At 33.4% G+C, this 17,082-nt stretch carries 16 protein-coding genes; 9 read left to right on the top strand and 7 right to left on the bottom strand.

Annotated elements, in window-relative coordinates; all coding sequences use genetic code 11:
- Positions 1–45 precede the first annotated feature (45 nt).
- The gene (locus BUB80_RS07075) at positions 46–3,057 is read right to left on the bottom strand and encodes a SusC/RagA family TonB-linked outer membrane protein (protein WP_073292213.1); all 3,012 of its coding nucleotides are present in this window, start codon (positions 3,055–3,057) and stop codon (positions 46–48) included.
- Between the two features lie 660 nt (positions 3,058–3,717).
- Here BUB80_RS07075 and BUB80_RS07065 point away from each other — a divergent pair.
- The 3 genes from BUB80_RS07065 to BUB80_RS07055 all read left to right on the top strand — a co-directional run bounded on the left by BUB80_RS07065 (position 3,718) and on the right by BUB80_RS07055 (position 5,141).
- Positions 3,718–3,981, top strand: a complete 264-nt coding sequence (locus tag BUB80_RS07065) for a helix-turn-helix domain-containing protein (protein WP_073292209.1) — start codon at positions 3,718–3,720, stop codon at positions 3,979–3,981.
- A gap of 356 nt (positions 3,982–4,337) precedes the next feature.
- Positions 4,338–4,679 carry a hypothetical protein gene (locus tag BUB80_RS07060; protein WP_073292208.1) on the top strand — a complete coding sequence of 114 codons (342 nt, stop codon included), beginning with the start codon at positions 4,338–4,340 and terminating at the stop codon, positions 4,677–4,679.
- 99 nt (positions 4,680–4,778) lie between these two features.
- Complete coding sequence (locus BUB80_RS07055) at positions 4,779–5,141, top strand: hypothetical protein (RefSeq protein WP_073292207.1); 363 nt, start codon at positions 4,779–4,781, stop codon at positions 5,139–5,141.
- Between the two features lie 41 nt (positions 5,142–5,182).
- Here the strand turns inward: BUB80_RS07055 and BUB80_RS07050 are convergent, their stop codons facing one another.
- Genes BUB80_RS07050 through BUB80_RS07035 form a run of 4 tightly spaced genes read right to left on the bottom strand, consistent with a single transcriptional unit; the run spans position 5,183 to position 7,579 of the window.
- Positions 5,183–5,914 (bottom strand): hypothetical protein, encoded by a 732-nt coding sequence (locus BUB80_RS07050; RefSeq protein ID WP_073292205.1) that lies wholly within the window; start codon positions 5,912–5,914, stop codon positions 5,183–5,185.
- Between the two features lie 52 nt (positions 5,915–5,966).
- The gene (locus BUB80_RS07045) at positions 5,967–6,377 is read right to left on the bottom strand and encodes a hypothetical protein (RefSeq protein ID WP_139262579.1); all 411 of its coding nucleotides are present in this window, start codon (positions 6,375–6,377) and stop codon (positions 5,967–5,969) included.
- A 6-nt stretch (positions 6,378–6,383) separates the two neighbouring features.
- Positions 6,384–7,325 carry a toll/interleukin-1 receptor domain-containing protein gene (locus BUB80_RS07040; protein ID WP_073292201.1) on the bottom strand — a complete coding sequence of 314 codons (942 nt, stop codon included), beginning with the start codon at positions 7,323–7,325 and terminating at the stop codon, positions 6,384–6,386.
- A 41-nt stretch (positions 7,326–7,366) separates the two neighbouring features.
- Positions 7,367–7,579, bottom strand: a complete 213-nt coding sequence (locus BUB80_RS07035) for a hypothetical protein (protein WP_073292199.1) — start codon at positions 7,577–7,579, stop codon at positions 7,367–7,369.
- Between the two features lie 99 nt (positions 7,580–7,678).
- Between BUB80_RS07035 and BUB80_RS07030 the strand changes: the two genes are divergently transcribed.
- Positions 7,679–8,077, top strand: a complete 399-nt coding sequence (locus BUB80_RS07030) for a hypothetical protein (RefSeq protein ID WP_073292197.1) — start codon at positions 7,679–7,681, stop codon at positions 8,075–8,077.
- Between the two features lie 52 nt (positions 8,078–8,129).
- Positions 8,130–8,540 (top strand): hypothetical protein, encoded by a 411-nt coding sequence (locus tag BUB80_RS07025; protein WP_073292195.1) that lies wholly within the window; start codon positions 8,130–8,132, stop codon positions 8,538–8,540.
- Positions 8,541–9,005: 465 nt separating this feature from the next.
- Here BUB80_RS07025 and BUB80_RS07010 read toward each other — a convergent pair whose 3' ends face one another.
- The gene (locus tag BUB80_RS07010) at positions 9,006–10,133 is read right to left on the bottom strand and encodes a DUF4099 domain-containing protein (RefSeq protein ID WP_073292190.1); all 1,128 of its coding nucleotides are present in this window, start codon (positions 10,131–10,133) and stop codon (positions 9,006–9,008) included.
- 245 nt (positions 10,134–10,378) lie between these two features.
- On the bottom strand, positions 10,379–10,804 hold the full coding sequence (locus BUB80_RS07005; protein WP_175549574.1) for a GNAT family N-acetyltransferase: 426 nt from the start codon (positions 10,802–10,804) through the stop codon (positions 10,379–10,381).
- Positions 10,805–11,237: 433 nt separating this feature from the next.
- Between BUB80_RS07005 and BUB80_RS07000 the strand changes: the two genes are divergently transcribed.
- The 4 genes from BUB80_RS07000 to BUB80_RS06980 all read left to right on the top strand — a co-directional run bounded on the left by BUB80_RS07000 (position 11,238) and on the right by BUB80_RS06980 (position 17,056).
- A complete protein-coding gene (locus BUB80_RS07000) occupies positions 11,238–11,597 on the top strand; it encodes a hypothetical protein (protein WP_054509498.1) in 360 nt (119 codons plus the stop codon).
- Positions 11,598–12,016: 419 nt separating this feature from the next.
- Complete coding sequence (locus BUB80_RS06990) at positions 12,017–12,622, top strand: recombinase family protein (protein ID WP_073292186.1); 606 nt, start codon at positions 12,017–12,019, stop codon at positions 12,620–12,622.
- 291 nt (positions 12,623–12,913) lie between these two features.
- Complete coding sequence (locus BUB80_RS06985) at positions 12,914–14,122, top strand: hypothetical protein (RefSeq protein ID WP_073292184.1); 1,209 nt, start codon at positions 12,914–12,916, stop codon at positions 14,120–14,122.
- A gap of 234 nt (positions 14,123–14,356) precedes the next feature.
- A complete protein-coding gene (locus BUB80_RS06980; protein WP_073292182.1) occupies positions 14,357–17,056 on the top strand; it encodes a sacsin N-terminal ATP-binding-like domain-containing protein in 2,700 nt (899 codons plus the stop codon).
- Positions 17,057–17,082: the final 26 nt, after the last annotated feature.

Raw genomic sequence — 17,082 nt, 5'->3', positions numbered from 1 at the left:
TCGTTGTTAAGAACAACTGTTTTGTTTTACTTTTTTGTGATGGTCTTACAGGGTAAACTGTACCCCAAGCGCATAGGTTCTTAAAGGGGGCAGATACCCCAGCGAAAGGAATTCGGGATCCATTCCAAAATAACGGGTCCATGTCATAAGGTTTTGTCCCTGAAAATAGACCTTCACATTTCGGAAAGCAGAATTCTGTAAAGGAATACGATAGCTCAGCTGTACATTTTTAAGACGGATGAATGAGGCATCTGACACAGAACCCGTACTATTTCTAAAATAGTTTTGTGCTGTGTTTTTAGAACCGTTAGAACCTCCGCTGTACGGCATATAGAATCCACCAGGATGATCAGGGGACCATACATCCAATACCTCAACAGGTTGATTATTCATTCCTCCGGGAGTGGGCATCAGGCTGTTGTAATTTCTGTTTCTCTGGCTGACAAACTGAAACAGTACAGAAAGATCCCAGTTTTTATAGGTCAACGTATGACTCCAGCCTCCAAAATATTTCACCCCTATATTTTCAATGACCTTATTATCATCGGGCGAAGAGATCTTTCCATCCCCATTAAAATCGGTAAATACATACAGTCCCGTCTTCGGATCAATTCCTTCCAGCCGATATAATTTTACAATAGTGGTAGGATATCCTATCAGATATTGATTGGCATAGGTAGAGCCTTCGAGATCAGGAAAAGACAAGAGTTTGTTTTTAGGAAAACTGAGATTAAAAGAGGTTTCCCATTTAAAGTGCTCCGTTTTAATTGGAGAAGCGCTCAGTTCAAACTCTATTCCTGAATTTTCTACAGTGGCAGGTAGATTGGCAAGGACAGAACCAAAACCGGTCATGGATGGCAGCTGTACCCCTATGAGCTGATTGCTCGAACGGTTTCTGTACCATGAGCCCGTAACGTTGATCCTATTTTTAAGAAAACCTAATTCCAATGCAGCTTCAAGTTTTGTCGTTTTCTCCCAACTGTAATCAGGATTATAGAGACGGGAGGGCGTAAGTCCGGTAACAGAATTGTAGATCAATGAAGAAACCGTATAGGTATCTAAATATTGGTAGTCTCCAATGTTATCACTTCCTGCCGTTCCTATACTACCCCGCAGTTTTCCAAAGCTCAGCCATTTTGCTTTTTCCAAGAATTTTTCTTTAGAGAATATCCACGCTGCTCCCACCGCTCCGAAATTAGCAAAACGGTTATTGGGTCCAAAACGGCTGCTGCCATCTCTACGACCTGTAATGTTCAGGATATACCGATGATCGAACTGATAGTTAATTCTTCCAAAAACAGCAGCATACCTGTATTCAGTCCGAAACTGATCAGAGATGATCTTCGTTTGCGCCGCACCAATATTCTCAATAAAAACATTGCTTTCAAAGCCAATTCCTACCATAGAACCCTGCTTATTAACCTCTCTCTGAAAAGTTCCCCCTACCAGCACATCTATTTTATGCTTATTATACGCATACTGCCAACCCAGTTGTGGCTCCAGTATTAAAGAAAAACGTTCCTGATTATTTTTTGAAGCGCTTGAATAGGCACTGGATTGCCCTGTTGCAAAAGATGGATTATAAATAGTATTAGGCTGAAGAGCCCTTTCTTCCAGTGTCTGATAATTGATTCCGCCATTGAGCTTGATAATAATATTTTTTACGATCTGGTATTGGGTATTGATATTGGTTAAAAACTGCTTGTTTTCGTTTGAATATGTGCCGTTATAGGCAGCAATGGGATTCATGAAGGTGTTATGCTCCCAGTTCAAACTGCCATCCTCATGATATAATGCAGGCGCATTGGGGGATAGAAATAATGATTTCTTGGTGACATCCTCATTAATCACATTGTTTTTCTGCATGGAAAAAAGGTTCGATATTTTCAGCTGAAAAGCATTGTCTTTAGATCGGTGTGAAATTGTATTGGATAGCGTATTGCTGAGATACTTAAAATCTTTGGCAAAAACGGTAGACTGCTCCTGATGTCCTACACTCAGTAAGAAAGTGGTGGTGTCATTTCCTCCTGTTAAGGAGAGCTGCGTGGAAGAAGAACTGGCGGTATTTCCGATCAGTTCCTTTTGCCAATCCGTCTCTCTTTTCTGATTCCATACGCCATTAACATCATAAGCCGTAGCAGGATAATTTGTTATTCCATCATTCGCATATCCCTGTCTCCGCATATCCAGATATTGCGAAGTACTCAGCATTTTCATTTTCGATAACACCTGACTCAGCCCATAGGTCGTATTAAAACTAAGTCCTACTTTTCCTGATTTACCTTTTTTAGTTGTTACCAATACCACTCCATTGGCTCCTCTTGAACCATAAATGGCAGTAGCATCTGCATCTTTCAAAATTTCAATGCTTTCAATATCCTGTGGATTAATACTGTTGAGCGGGTTCATGCTGTGTCCGGGCAGGATCTGTGTTGAATACAGGGAGTTCATTTCACCCCCGATCGGCATACCGTCTACGACATACAGGGGTTGATTTCCATCAATGTCACTATTACTTTTATTTCGAAGACTGTTCCTTCCCCTGATCTGAATATCATAACCTCCTCCCGGAACGCCCGAATTCTGCGTAATACTCACCCCTGCCATTCTTCCCTGCGCCGCAGAAAGCACATTTGTTACAGGCTGATTCTCGATATCCTTTGCGGAAACCTTCGCAATACTCCCCGTCCGTTCCTTATCCTTAACCTTATAATAGCCTGCATTCACAACCACTTCCTCAATCCCCGCCATCCTCTCCAACAAAGAGACATTGATAAACGTTCTTTCCTCCACCTCAACCCTTTGCTGCGGATAATCAGGATGCCGAAAGATCAGAACAGGATTTCCCCCTTTGATTTGCAACTGGTAAATACCTTGAATAGTGGTAACTGTGACCTGATCACTCCCCTCCTGTGAGATGCTAACTCCCGAAAGAGGCAGATTTCCTGCAGTAACTTTCCCCGTAACAATCTTGGTCTGAGCTTTTATGTGACCGCAAACAAGGGTCAACATAAAAGCAAAGCCAATGCTTCCTATAGTATTATAGGATTTTTTCATAGTTTTGTTATGTTTTTAATTAAACGATTCAATAATTACGGCTCCTTCCTAGGTCTCAAACTATATGGAAGGGGCTTTTTTATTAAATACTTTTGATTCTATTCCATTTTTTATATTATCACTCCAGAATTCATGTATTTGAAAACAATAGTTTCCTTTGGTACCCTTTGTCCTGAAAAAAGACATATAAAATCTTTAAACAGTGACCAAAAGGCACCGGAAAGCCTAATTAATATGAATGAAATTTGTGTTCCCGTGAAAGCTGTAAAGCCGCAATGGATTGTACAGGCCCATTGTATCGTGTCATTTGATACTATATTTTGTAAAGCAGGCTTAGGAAGTAGAGATAGCGGACTGCATTGGAATAAAAAAACGGCGTGGAACTCTACAATATCTGTAATAGAGGTACTGGTATACCGTGCAACAGATAAGAGAGCCCACGCCTAGGTCGTGAGCTTACTTACTTATCCTCTTGTTGCTTTAAAAATTACCAGTTTTCTATTACAAGATTCTAAGCAATAGCTTCTAATTTTCGTTGAAGTATCGCAAAATTACAATTTCTATAATTTATTCATCAAATATACTAAAATATTTTCATTTGTTATAAGATCTTATAACATTTGTTTTGTAAAAAATTCCGCCTTTTGTAAAAATAATGTTATGGACGAAAAGGAACTGGAACTTATAAGGTTTGGCCTACACATTCGCAAACTCAGAATTGATAAAGATCTGAGTCAAGATGACGTGGTAAATAATAGTAATAAATTAACCAAATCAACAGTAAGTGATGTAGAGAATGGAAAGAGAAATTTAGCTTTCACTACATTACTAGATTTAGCTAGAGGTCTACTTGAAGAACCAGAAATACTTTTGAAATATGATCATAATAAGAAAATTGATTTAAATAATATAGAAAAATCTTAAGTGAATATACTTAGGATTTTATTTTTACTTTACAATACTGATAAAGACAATTGATGATATATAACAAATACAGCCGTCGATTTTAGGCTACTTACTTGAATGCTTATCGTGAAAATACCGTAAAAATGACATTGTAAATAAATAATCTTCCAGAATAGAAACCCTAAGGTATTCAATGAAAGATATCCTATTTTTAGTTTTATGAAAAACCATCTGTTTTTCATAATTTTCCTCTTTTGACCCCAACCAATTTTTGAATTTCGTCTAAATCACCAAAGAACGGAATAGTATTTAAAAAGATTCCTCAACCTAAAACAATTGAAGATTTTTAACTTCATATAGCTTAAATTTGAATTATGGATATAAAAGAATTAATTAATATAAAGGGAAGTAAAGAACCTAGAGGAGTAAATGTTGATGATTTTAGATTAGCTATAAATAGTGAAAATGCATATTTAACACCAATTGCATTAAATGAAGAGTGGATATTAAAGTATGGATTTACTCTAATGCCTGAAAATGAATATACTCTTTACACCTATGAGCTTGATGGATTTCAATTATGGAATAAGAACGGTGAATTTTCAGAAATAGAGTATCTTACAAATCGTGAGTCAATACTAGTAAAATACGTTCACCAATTACAAAACCTTTTCTTCGCACTTAAAGGAAAAGATATAGAATACAGCAATTTTTAAACTCGGTCTAAACTCCGACACAATAAGCGTTTACAGTAAAGCATTAATCTGAGAATTAATGCTTTTGCTATTCTGGACAACCATTGTTATTTTTGTATTATGATAACAGAACAAATTTTAGTTGGCAGTTATGTCAACGTTAGCGAAGTTCGTACAAAGATTGACGAACAATTATTAGAAAGTATTAACAATGGAGACATTTTTGAAATTGAACCAATAAAATTAAACGGCGGTTGGCTTAATGATTTCGGATTTACACAAGGACCAGGCTACTGGAGATATGATTCTTCTGATTCAGAAAATGTAGAAATCTTTATTTCGAATGACAGGGTTAACAAAATTCATTTTAATTTAAAAGACGAAGGATATTCTCAGTTTGATGAAGAAATTCAGGATGTTCATATGCTACAATTTCTTTGTTTCCATAGATTAAAAGTGATGCTATCTTTGAAGGATAGTTAACAGCTAAATTTTAATGTATAGCCCCAATTAAGGGGCTTTATTTATTTTTCACTATTATCAAATATAATATTTATATTTTCTTTTTCTTTATTCCATAAATATTTTAATGGTTCATCTTGAGTGTTGAAAGCTTGACTAATTATTATAATTAATCTTAAAAATACGCTTCCAAGACCCAAAAAGTAAATTATATTTGGAGCAGCAATATTTAATCTCATGTACTTCTTAACGATGGAACTAAATTTCAATTCTTTTTTTATATCCTCTTCAAGTAATTTTTGATTTATCTTTATTGACTCAACATTAACAACCATATCATCTTTTATTGATTTTAGCTCTCTGATTAGTATAGTTGCTTCATTTGAATCTATACCGTACTTTTTTATTTCTTCATTTATTTCTTCCTGCCTACTAAGTTGTTTATTTAATACTTCCTTCCCATTACTGATTATTTTTGATATCTCATTTTGCATATTTAGATAATCTTCTGGTAGTAGTTCTGCTGGATTATTATCTACTTCTGAAGACAATTTGAACTGCAAGAAGTAATATAAGTTTATAAGCAGTAATACGAAGATCAGAATTCTTCCATTAATCGTGACCTTAACACCTTGTATATCTATTTCATTAACAACCAAAAAATTTAATGACATTAAAATAATCGCAGAAGAGGTTAAAACTGTCTTATTACTAAATGAAATGCTCTGCTCACTTAAGTATGATTTTGCTTGTTTTAGATCTAATTTTTTTAATTTTGGTGTGTATTCCATCATAATTATTAGTTTTCTACAAATATAACAAAAAGCCCTCTCAAAAAAACAATAACTACAATGTAACTAAATACTTCCTAAAACCTCCATTATGAGCTAAAGAAGTGTCTTGTACTATCTGATTTCTCCAATAGGCAAAATTCTCAGCTTTGTATTCCAGGTCATTTTCCCTGGCAATAGGTTCTTTTAGGTAAATAAGGAGATTAGCAAAACCATTTGAGAGATCCGGAAATTGTTCCGAATCTATTTTCTTGTACAATCGTTCTATTCTATGAGATAGTTTCTGATAAAGATGGGAAAGGTAGTTGTCATTGTAGAAGTGAAAACAGAAATACGAAAGTTCCGCAATTTCCTCACTGAAAATAACATCTTCACAATATCCCATAAATTGAGGTGTGAAAGCTATAAAGTGTAGCTCCATTTCGTGGGTGAGGCGGTCGTATTCGGTGTATTCTTTTGAGGTCACGGGTTTTTATTTAGAAAGAACTTTCTTTAAGTTTTCGACGATAGCCGAAATACCATCGCTCACTTTCAAATATCTTTTTGTCGATAGAAGTGGATATTGGTCGAGTATTGATTTAATCTCATCTGAATTACCTAGCATCAAAGGTAAGACTCTGACATCCCCTGTATTTGTTTCAATATTTAAAACCGCCTCAAGTTCTTTATTTGTCCATTTTTTATCAACAAAACTTTTAGACAAAACAATTATTGAATACTTTGACTTTGATAAACCTTGATTAATTTTTCTTACTAGACTTTCTCCCCAGCCTATTTCATTTGAATCATACCAGAATTTTATATTCTCAGCTGATAAATGTTCACAAAAAGTCTCTACAAACGTACCTTTATCTTCTGATGCGTGACTTATAAAAACATCATATTCATCACTTTCTATTGTATTACTATTTTTACTCACAGCAGACATTGTTTTATTAATTACTCTTTCCTCTAACAAATATAAATCTTTAGTTTTAAGTATCGCTATCAATATCAACACGCTTTCAAGAATTTTTATTTGGTCTTGCAATGTTTGAACCATCTGAATTACACAATTAAATCTACGAGTCTTTGATTGAGCATCTAAAGCATTACTAATAATTTTTTCATACGATTGTACCTGATCAACCCAATCATTTTCTATTTTTTGCACCCAAGAGTACAAGGTACCATGTTTATCTGCATAATTTACAGAATATAAGTCATATGCTAGAGATCTTGCCATGGATCTACCATAGGAATATAATACTTCAATTTTTCTATATTCATTAGGGTCATATCCATATATAAGATGCATATCTTCATTATTCTTGTCATGAGACCAATTACTATCTAATTCCTGAAGACTTTTTGATAATAATATAGCTTTATAGATTTCTGCTTCAACTGAAATAAAATCTTTTCTAACCTCCATGTTTATTAATTTTTTCGAATGCCGAATATACAAAAGATTAATCACTCAATAGTCAAATCATTAATACTTCCGTAAAGCGTTTTAAGAGCTTTTAACGCATCAACAGAATCTTTCTTGGTGAATGTTCGATTTGCTGTTTTATTGAGCTTATTTGTAAGATATAGAGGCGCAGTCTTATTGTTTGGGAACATCAATTTTGCCACCTCTGAAATGTTAACTGCTTTATTTGTTTTCAAGTATTCCTCTACTGTCATAAGGCAAAGATAAAATAAATTTTAAATAAGTACATGATTTTATGTATTTGTACATGTTTTTATGTACTTTTGTAATCTGAATCAACAAATACTGCAATAATGGAAAAACTTACACTAAAACAAGCAATTGAACAAGGTTATAAATATTTCGTGTATCCAGAAGATGGCTATCAAGCACTAATGGATTTAGAGCATAACAGTGAAGATGATGTTAATTGGAATAAAAAACCAACTCTTTGTAATAAAGACGCTTCTCACCCTTCAGGAATGGATGCAGAAGAATTAAAAGTTCATTTGGCTGATACAATATCTGATAATCATGCAGGTGATACGGGTTGTGATACCGATGACGTTTACGAAGCTATTATGGAACTTGACTTCACAGAAATGGCAGAAAAAATTCAAGAAAGGCTAAATGGAATTAATTTCTACTGGCAATCAGATGTAGAGCTGATTAAATTAAGTCTGAGTAAACTATACTGCTTACATGGTTATTAGTTTTATCCTCGGCTAAGGTCGGGGATTTTTAATATATTTACAAAAACATTTTATGGAAAACAGCGATCTAATTGCAGGCTTGGCTTTATTACTTTCTGTGGGAATTATTATTAAAGACGTAATAGTTTTCATAGTTTATCGCCAAAAGAAAGTTGCTGTATCAATTGATTATGATTTTCAGTCAGATAGACTTGAAGGTATTGTTATTACTTCCATATCTCAAAAACCAATAGTTATAGACGGATATTCAATTTCCAAAACCAGACTCACTAATAATAATGAAAAGGAAGACACTGATTTCGGAAGTCTTGATACATTTATATACAAAAAGCTAAATCATTACGAATCCTATCGTATTAATGTTGGCGAAGAGTATGGAATAAGGTTTAAACAAGATGTGAAATTTTATTTAGAATTGCATTTCCTAGGATCCGACAAAAGTAAAATGTTAAAACTTAATTAGATTTTTATTTTCCTTTAAGAAATAAGGCTTACTTTTTCTCTTCTGCAAACTCTCAAGATTTTCTGAGAGCCATGATTTAAAATTATCGGGAACACGTGAGATAAAGCTTGCTAATGATTCTGGTGATAGGTTTTGACTTTTTTTTATTTGTGTTATGGATTCCATGCATGAAAAAAATCACCCACACAGATATTAAAACCTTTTCAAAGCTGTAGCAATCTCATCTCCATTTTTTTATTTATAAGAAAAATACATCTAAGAAAAAACATACAAAAACCACAAGGTCTATATAGCATCAAAGTTTCCTTCCTTTCGAGATAATACCATTCTTATTTATCTTTTCCTTCTTCTCATTCCTAAACGAAAACTCCAACCTCCCCTTCACCTTATCAAACCTCAAATACCCCTGATACTTCTTCCCGTTCCCATCAACCAATCCATCAACATAAGCCGTCTCCCCTGCCTTTAATCTATCCATCTGCCATAAACGAAGCGTCTTCCCTCTAAATACAGTCGGAACCTCACCTTTACCTCTACTCCCCAAATCTCCCAACCTAAGACTCTTAATATTCTTCTTAAATAAAAACTCCACATAGCCTTTATCTGCATTAAACTGTACATTCGAATTAAACAAAGTTCCTTTCTTAGACAACATATTTTCAATAAACAAAACTTTCCCTTCTTTAAGCGTTTTTTATGTACTTCATTCAAAGTCACCCCACAAATCACCAACGGAACTCTAATAGATCCCGATCTCCAAGCCACCAGTTCATTAGTTAGCCGATCTCTGCTAATCACCGAAGGAATCACCTCATCCGTCTTAGGATTAACCAGATTAACAATCCTCCCCATATTTCCTGTTTCGAGAAGCTTCCTTTTATCTTCTACCGTAAAAATATGTCCAAAGAATGCATTATTAAGATCAGGCTCTTTACGGATTCCATGAATGCAGGGTTCCACTTCTCCAACATCATTACATTGAAGCGAAAGTCTTGCATCCATTATAGTAATCGCTTTACCCAAATTAATCTTAACAGGAATCAGATGAGGTGTTTTATATCCTTTGAGTAAAGGCTCCATTACATTCAGTTTTTCAAGCTTTTCCTGATTCAGTCCAAACTTTTCCATTATCCCCCAATTAATCTGCTCAATCTGATACCGATAAGGAGGTCCTACTTTATTAGAATCAAAAGATTGAGCAACAGACTGAACAGTTCGGTCCTTTACCGCATCTATTGATATCTCATATTCTTTAAGTCCTTCCTTTTCATCCTTTGATGCATTCGTAACATAAGCCTGTAGCTCCTTAGCAGTTTCAACAGCGTCATATTCCGTTACCTTAAAAAATGAAAAATCAGAAGGGTTTTTCAGCTGATTGTAGAAATCCGAAAAGAATTGAGCAAACGACTCATCATTAGCCTCAATATGAAGAACTTCATCAGAACCTTTATGTTGAGGTAATACTTCCTTTAGCTGACCTTGAGGATTTACGCCATTAACAAGTCGAATCGTATTATTCTTATGATGTAATACGAGCAAAGTATCCCCTACTTTCTGTATGGCTTCTGTGTCATGAGTTTTCTTTTTTTCCATAGCTTCATATAATGAGGCTATAATTTATAGACCAATAGTACTTATTGAAAACAGATAGCAGGCTATGGCTCTACTTGACAGTGAATGTCACGGTTAATGTAGAAAACAGGAGAAGTCATCCCCTCTATTATACAAATATGTAGTACATGCGTAGGCTTAACATTATATCAAGATTCTATAATGATAAGAACAGACTTAACAATTTTTGTAAAGTTTCGGATAAATACAACCTTAAAAATATGAAGTTAGATCAGATCTAAAACATAATACAAAACATCCTCCGAGTGTCCATCCTGCCATTTACAAGGCTCAGTATGGGTATACCTAAAGCCAAATTTTTGATTGGCAGCCTTTGATGCGAGATTACTTTCTCTATGACTTACTCTAATTCTTTTCAAACGTTTTGCTAACGCCCAATCCATCCTAATTTTATAAAAAAGTGATGATAATCCCTTTCCTCTATGTACTTTTTTAATATAAGATTGTCCCAAATAAGCTTCTTCATGATCAAGAAGTATAATACTCGTAATTCCTATCAGCACATCCTCTGCATAAAGTCCAAAAACAGCTCTAGGTTCTTTTATTCTTTCTTGCCACTCATTATCAGTAATCTCTGTTTCTGGAGGAACCGTTACTCTAAACATGGCGGGTTCAACTTTTAAAGCCTCCAACCGCATATCTTTATATAATAAAAATTCCGATTCTTCGAGTTGCCTAATGACGTATATACCAGATTTCACACTAAGGTTTCGCTCTTCCATCTGCATGATATTTGTTTAAACGATAAAATATATTATAATTAATTATAAAGCTTACAAAGTCTATCTTTTCAACGATAATTCATTATCGCCAGAACACCCTGATTTGGTACTATGATCACATAGAACCTCAAATTGAAGCAACTCAGCCCAGACTTATTCATCCATAGTTATTCTAGTAAGCAAAGATAATATTTTTAGGAACGCAAGGTATATAATGAGGGTTCGAACGAATAAAAAATTAAAGCTCATATTAACTCCATCGGTACACACTCATGTGATAAATCTGGGCTTTATTTATTTTGAATTCTTTTAGCTTCTGCCTAAATTTGCAAAAAATAAATTGATGAATTATACCCTTGAACTCAATACCCAGAAACAAGGCTCTAATATTGTTTTTAATACTATCATTTTTGATGCATTCAAAGTGAATATTGTTGAAAGATATACAGGAAAAATGCGATTTAATCAAAAACTTAGTCACATTTTATTTAAGGTTAGAACACTGAATAATGATATCATAACCACAAGAAATGGACATTTAAGGATAAAGATTAAAAACGATGAATTTGATACCTATCAAAAATTAATTAATGTTATCAATTCTTATGATTACAAAAACAAACTGATTAACAGAAAAACTGCTGACCAGGATTATGTTCATTTTATGTTGGGATTAGTGATTTCTAATTATCAGCTTAGTTAATATTTTTCATCTGCACCTTTTACTTTCAAAATCAGCAATTAATTTCTATACTATAAAAAAAACATCGCTTCTTTTATCATTAGATATCAAATCTTTAACTACCCTACCTTCAGATTAATGTAAGAGTAAATATTGACCTATGGCGTGGTAAAGATTATCTTAATTATATTTCTTAAAAAAAACATTCCATTGATCATCAGAAAACTCTTTAAGATTAAATATTTTTATAAAATCATCTTCTAAATTTTTATTTTTCACTGAACTAGATTTATAAAAGCTCATATAGAAAACGGTAGTATTTTGAGATTTTAAAAGATGCACACTTTGAAATCTTATTTTTTCAATTAACTTTCTCAAAATCTCGTATCACTAAACACAGTTTCATAAATTTATGACGTATGAGTTTAATGTAACAAATTATGAAAATAGGATATGCACGGGTTTCAACCAAAGATCAAAATTTGGATTTGCAAATTGAAGCTTTAGAAAAAGCTGGTTGTGAGAAAATTTATCAGGAGAAAATTTCAGGCGCTACAAAAAATCGACCTGAGCTTGACAAGATGGTTGAACAATTTCGGGAAGGTGATGAATTGTATGTTTGGCGACTTGATCGATTGGGTAGAAGTTTAAAAAATATCATTGATCTTGTCTTAAGTTTAAGTGACAAAGGAATTATAATAAAAGGTCTTGTAGATGGTGTTGACACTTCAACGATTAATGGCAGGCTATTTTTAAATTTAATGGCTTCTCTTGCTGAGTACGAAAGGGAGTTGATAAGAGAAAGAACCAATGCAGGATTGCAATCTGCCAGAGCAAGAGGAAGAACAGGAGGAAGGCCAAAAGGTTATACCACAGAAACAATTTCAAAGCTATTACTTCTACGCTCAATTTATAAAGATCCAACACTACGTCCGGAAGATATTTACAAACCCTTAGGATTGACCAGGGCAACATTTTACAGGTATGCTAAAATTCTTGATCATCATACTGATGAAGAAATAAAAAAAATGGGAATTAAAAAATAAATCAAGTTTTTATATATGATTTCCGTATAAATACGGATTGCCGTAAACACCAAATAATTCTTATTATTACATTAGTGAATTAATCAAATTTTAACTATAAAAATAAAAAATCACTTTTAAGTGATAAAAATTTATATTTTTAGATTTATGCTTTGAAAGCCTTAAAAAAATGAATAGGCTGTCAAAAAATAGTAGCATAAATGGCTTTGCCAATATCATATAGTTTGTCTTTACGCAATGCGTAAAGACAAAAGTTAGCGGTCAGTGTAAATAACAAACAGAAAACAAAATATGAGTGACTTATTTCAAAAATATTATTTGAGTGAAGTGTTATCTAATCAAAGAAAATCCTTTTTACAACATATTGACAAATTAGAAGTAACTGACAACACGGATATTATAGAACTTGTCGAAAAAATAAAAAATGAATTCACAATATATCCAATCATAATCGGTCAACCTGAGCCGTCACAGCCAAGAGAAACAACAAGACAAATCAGGAATGATTGGGGAGAAATGTATAATCGAAACGTTGTTGAGATTACAGTAACTATTCCGTTTGAAGGTGACTACAACTTATTCTATTGTATGCCTTCCCATTCAACAGTTGTTTATCTCGATAAAAACGTAGTCATTGGTAAATCAAATATTAAAGCAATTATCACATTGACTCAATTTGATGAGAATGCATATTTTTCAGAAATAAACAAAATCATTGGGACGGTGAGTACAAACTTACCAACGATACACGCTGAAATTAAACCTTGGAATGACCGACTTGAAACTTTAATTCAACAATCCATAGAAAGTAGAAAAGAAGTTGTTTCAAAAAAGTTTGACTTTATGGAAAAAATTGGATTGAAAGTAAATCCAAAATCAACAGAATATTTACTTCCTCCAACTATTGTAAAAAAAGCAATTCCAACACCAGCGACAGAAACAAGCAAAACTGTAGCGAAAGAAAAAGTTCCAATTCTTCAACAAGAAGTTTATGCAGACATTAGGGAGGTATTGTATAATGTTGGAAAAGCAATAGAGCGAAAGCCTTCAATTTACAAAGATAAACACGAAGAAGATTTAAGAGATGTTTTTTTGCTATTCCTTGAAACAAGATATGAAGCAACTACAGGTGTTGGTGAAGCATTCAACAAAAAAGGTAAGACAGACATTCTCTTGAAATATGCTAAAGACGGAACAAATCTTTTTGTAGCAGAATGTAAATTTTGGAAAGGTCAAAAGGAATTTTTAAAGGCTATTGACCAACTTTTGGGCTATTTAACACACAGAGACTCTAAGACAGCGTTAATATTTTTTGTTAATCAAAAAGAATTGACAAATATTGTAAGCACAATAAAAACCGAAATTACTCAACACAAAAATTACTTTAGCCATATAAATGACACATACGAACATTCTATTAACTATGAATTTATTCTGCCAGACGACAGCAAAAAAAAGATTCAAGTTGAAGTAATGCTTTTTCACTTTCCGACAATTTGACAACTATAACTGAAATAAAAAAACACCGAACCGCTAACAGGCGTTTGCCAAAAAAGTTGGTTCAGTGGTTAATTGAACTTTCTGCCTCGTATCAACATTTGAGCTGGGTTGACAGTTTAGCGCTTCGAAATCCTCTTCTTCGCCAAGCGCCAAACCGTTGTGCGTCATGCACGACAGTATTAAACCCGATAACAATAAATTAACCAACAAAACACTTATTCTAAAAGCAAGCTAATGAACGAGAATCTCCAACAACAAAACATTCATTCTGAATTAGAAGAAGCAAGAGAGCAACAAAGATTAAATATACCAGCTAAAAGACTACTTGAAAAGTTAGTGCCGATTCCCAGCAACGTTTTAGATTTACAAAGGAGGTGGTTTTGGGAACTTCTACAAAATGCAAGTGACTACAATGACACAGTTGACATAATTTTAGAATTGCAAGAAAACAAAATTATATTCAAGCACAACGGCAACCCATTTAGACCAATTGATACAGAAAATTTAATTGCCCCTGATTCAGGAAAAGACAGCGAAGAATTAAAAGATAAGGATATGATAGGACAGTTTGGAACGGGCTTCATATCAACACATATTCTTTCAGCAAAAATCACAGTAGAAGGTGTAATTAAATCTGAAAGAATACAAGATTCATATTCAAAGTTTAAGTTTGATTTAAATAGACTTCAATACAATGATAAAGAAGCTCTTAAAAAATCAATACAAGATTCATCTAAAGAACTTAACCAAAATGTCCAAACCATAGATTATAATCCCAAAGAATTCAATACAGTTTTCACATACGATTTAACTATTCATCTTGACAATATAAACCCAATAGAAATAGTCAATAAAGGGTTAGAATATGTTACCGATGTACTTCCCTACACTCTTGCTTTCATGCCCAAGGTTCAATCTGTAACAATAGACAACCAGAGCAATGATTTTTTTCAATCAAAATCAAAACGGTTTTCAATAAAAAATAGAACAACTGATGCAGTTGATGTAAGCGTTGTAACAATTGGGCTAAAAGAAAATGAAGAACCCGAAGAAATAAATCTTAAAATATTCAATGAACAAGGAACTGAAATAATAGTGAATATTCAACAAGGAAAGATTTTACCTTATCCTAAAAGTATAACTAAACTATTTTGCTCTTTGCCAATGATTGGAACGGAAGACTTTAGTTTTCCTGTTGTAATTAATTCAAAGTCATTTATTCCAAAAAATGAACGAGATGGGATAAACCTTAGCAATAATGACGTTCCGAATAGAAATATTATCAAAAATGCAGTTGTCGCTTTTTCCAAACTAATTACCCATGTTTCAAATGAGTCTGTAAAAGATTGCTTTTACCTATTGAATTGCCCAACAATACATTTGAAAAATGAAACAGATAAAACATGGTACAAAACTAATATCCTTGATAAAATAAAAGACTTATTACTTAACGCTAAAATTGTGGACAGTTATTCGGAAAGAATTCTTTTAAAAGACACCCTTTTCCCATACATTCCAGCGGACGAGATGCAAAAAGAAACTCATTTGCAATTTTTGCTTAGTTTCTATAAATCAGTTACAGGCTTTAAACCAAATAAAACTCCAGAAGAAATTAATTTTTTGAACTGGTATAATGCAATTGATTTCAGCATTTTCACAAAAAATAAATTTACTGTTGACTTTTTACTTGATGAAGTGAGCAAACTTGGAGATTTGCCAACTCTTTCAACAAAGCTTAGTGACTCTACAAAATGGCTTAATGAACTCATTGAGTTTACTTTGAAATACGATGATAATTTCCTTGACAAATACAGCATCATTCCAAATCAACTTGATAAATTCCTTCATAGGAAAGATGAAATTAATTGGGACGAAGGAATTGATGATAGTGAAGATGGTCTTTTTAAAATTCATTTACTAATTACAGGCAATGACTATAAAGAAATCCTACTTCATAAAGATTTTGAAATAAACACAACGCTACTAAAAAGAGAAAAAAGTAAAGGCAACAAGAGCATCGCAAAAGTAATTGATGATGGCTTTAGTGAATTTAGTGGCGACAGAGAATCAAAATCATATTTAACTGCATTACGACTTACGTTCAAATGGTTCAATGATTCAGGTTTGGAAATAGAAGAATTAAAGGAAATGTTTAAATGGTTTGCAAGCCATAGACCGCAACTATTTTTAGAAACTTTTGACGATGAAAAACGAGACCAGGCTTTTGTAATTGTTCAAAGCGGAAAGTTGCAATCTCTTGCCAAACTTGCAGAATCAAATCTTTCCGATTCAGAAATCAATGCAATTTCAAATAATGTAAATTCCATCAAGGAACTGGTTCAAATAGTAGGTCAAATTGGTTCTATGGAAGGAATTATGGAACATGCAAGAGAACTACTTGAAGACAAATTACACTTTGACTATTTAAAGCGAATTGGCGAAAACGTGGAACTGGTTTTTAAAGAAGCTCTTTTACAAGAAGGTATTGAAGCGGAAATAATACACCAAGGTTGGGGCTCACATGATTTTGAAATTAGGAATACAAAAAATGGACAGTCAATGTTTGTAGAACTAAAATCATTTGCCAATGGTTCTACCGAACCTTTCAAGTTTGCTGTTAGTCAGGCAGAAAAAGCCGTTAAAAAACCAAGTCGTTTTGCAATCTGCATGATTGAACGACCTGTTTCAGATGGTGAAATTACACCCGACTTTATTAGACAAAACCTGATGTATAAGGAAAACATTACCGACCATTTAAAAATTGCACTTAACGACAATGCAACTTTCGACAAAATTAGATTTAATCCAAATGAAGTGAAGTTGTTTGTGAATTTAAGGGAAGACGTTAGAGTTATGGTTTCAAAAAACATTCTAACCGACAATCACCTCCTTTTTAATAACTTAATCGTAAACATTAAGACACAAATAATTTGACGATAGACCAAGCAGAAGCACGAACG

This window comes from Chryseobacterium polytrichastri, from assembly GCF_900142445.1.
Classification (GTDB): Bacteria; Bacteroidota; Bacteroidia; order Flavobacteriales; family Weeksellaceae; genus Chryseobacterium; species Chryseobacterium polytrichastri.
This window is presented reverse-complemented; position numbering and strand designations above follow the sequence as displayed.

Bases quoted from the DNA above. Each gene is read 5' to 3' on its own strand.
- BUB80_RS06980 (WP_073292182.1), top strand. From the start codon at position 14,357: ATGAACGAGAATCTCCAACAACAAAACATTCATTCTGAATTAGAAGAA.
- BUB80_RS07025 (WP_073292195.1), top strand. From the start codon at position 8,130: ATGGAAAACAGCGATCTAATTGCAGGCTTGGCTTTATTACTTTCTGTG.
- BUB80_RS06990 (WP_073292186.1), top strand. From the start codon at position 12,017: ATGAAAATAGGATATGCACGGGTTTCAACCAAAGATCAAAATTTGGAT.
- BUB80_RS07010 (WP_073292190.1), bottom strand. From the start codon at position 10,133: ATGGAAAAAAAGAAAACTCATGACACAGAAGCCATACAGAAAGTAGGG.
- BUB80_RS07075 (WP_073292213.1), bottom strand. From the start codon at position 3,057: ATGAAAAAATCCTATAATACTATAGGAAGCATTGGCTTTGCTTTTATG.
- BUB80_RS07065 (WP_073292209.1), top strand. From the start codon at position 3,718: ATGGACGAAAAGGAACTGGAACTTATAAGGTTTGGCCTACACATTCGC.
- BUB80_RS07000 (WP_054509498.1), top strand. From the start codon at position 11,238: ATGAATTATACCCTTGAACTCAATACCCAGAAACAAGGCTCTAATATT.
- BUB80_RS07040 (WP_073292201.1), bottom strand. From the start codon at position 7,325: ATGGAGGTTAGAAAAGATTTTATTTCAGTTGAAGCAGAAATCTATAAA.
- BUB80_RS07055 (WP_073292207.1), top strand. From the start codon at position 4,779: ATGATAACAGAACAAATTTTAGTTGGCAGTTATGTCAACGTTAGCGAA.
- BUB80_RS07030 (WP_073292197.1), top strand. From the start codon at position 7,679: ATGGAAAAACTTACACTAAAACAAGCAATTGAACAAGGTTATAAATAT.
- BUB80_RS07035 (WP_073292199.1), bottom strand. From the start codon at position 7,579: ATGACAGTAGAGGAATACTTGAAAACAAATAAAGCAGTTAACATTTCA.
- BUB80_RS07050 (WP_073292205.1), bottom strand. From the start codon at position 5,914: ATGATGGAATACACACCAAAATTAAAAAAATTAGATCTAAAACAAGCA.
- BUB80_RS07060 (WP_073292208.1), top strand. From the start codon at position 4,338: ATGGATATAAAAGAATTAATTAATATAAAGGGAAGTAAAGAACCTAGA.
- BUB80_RS06985 (WP_073292184.1), top strand. From the start codon at position 12,914: ATGAGTGACTTATTTCAAAAATATTATTTGAGTGAAGTGTTATCTAAT.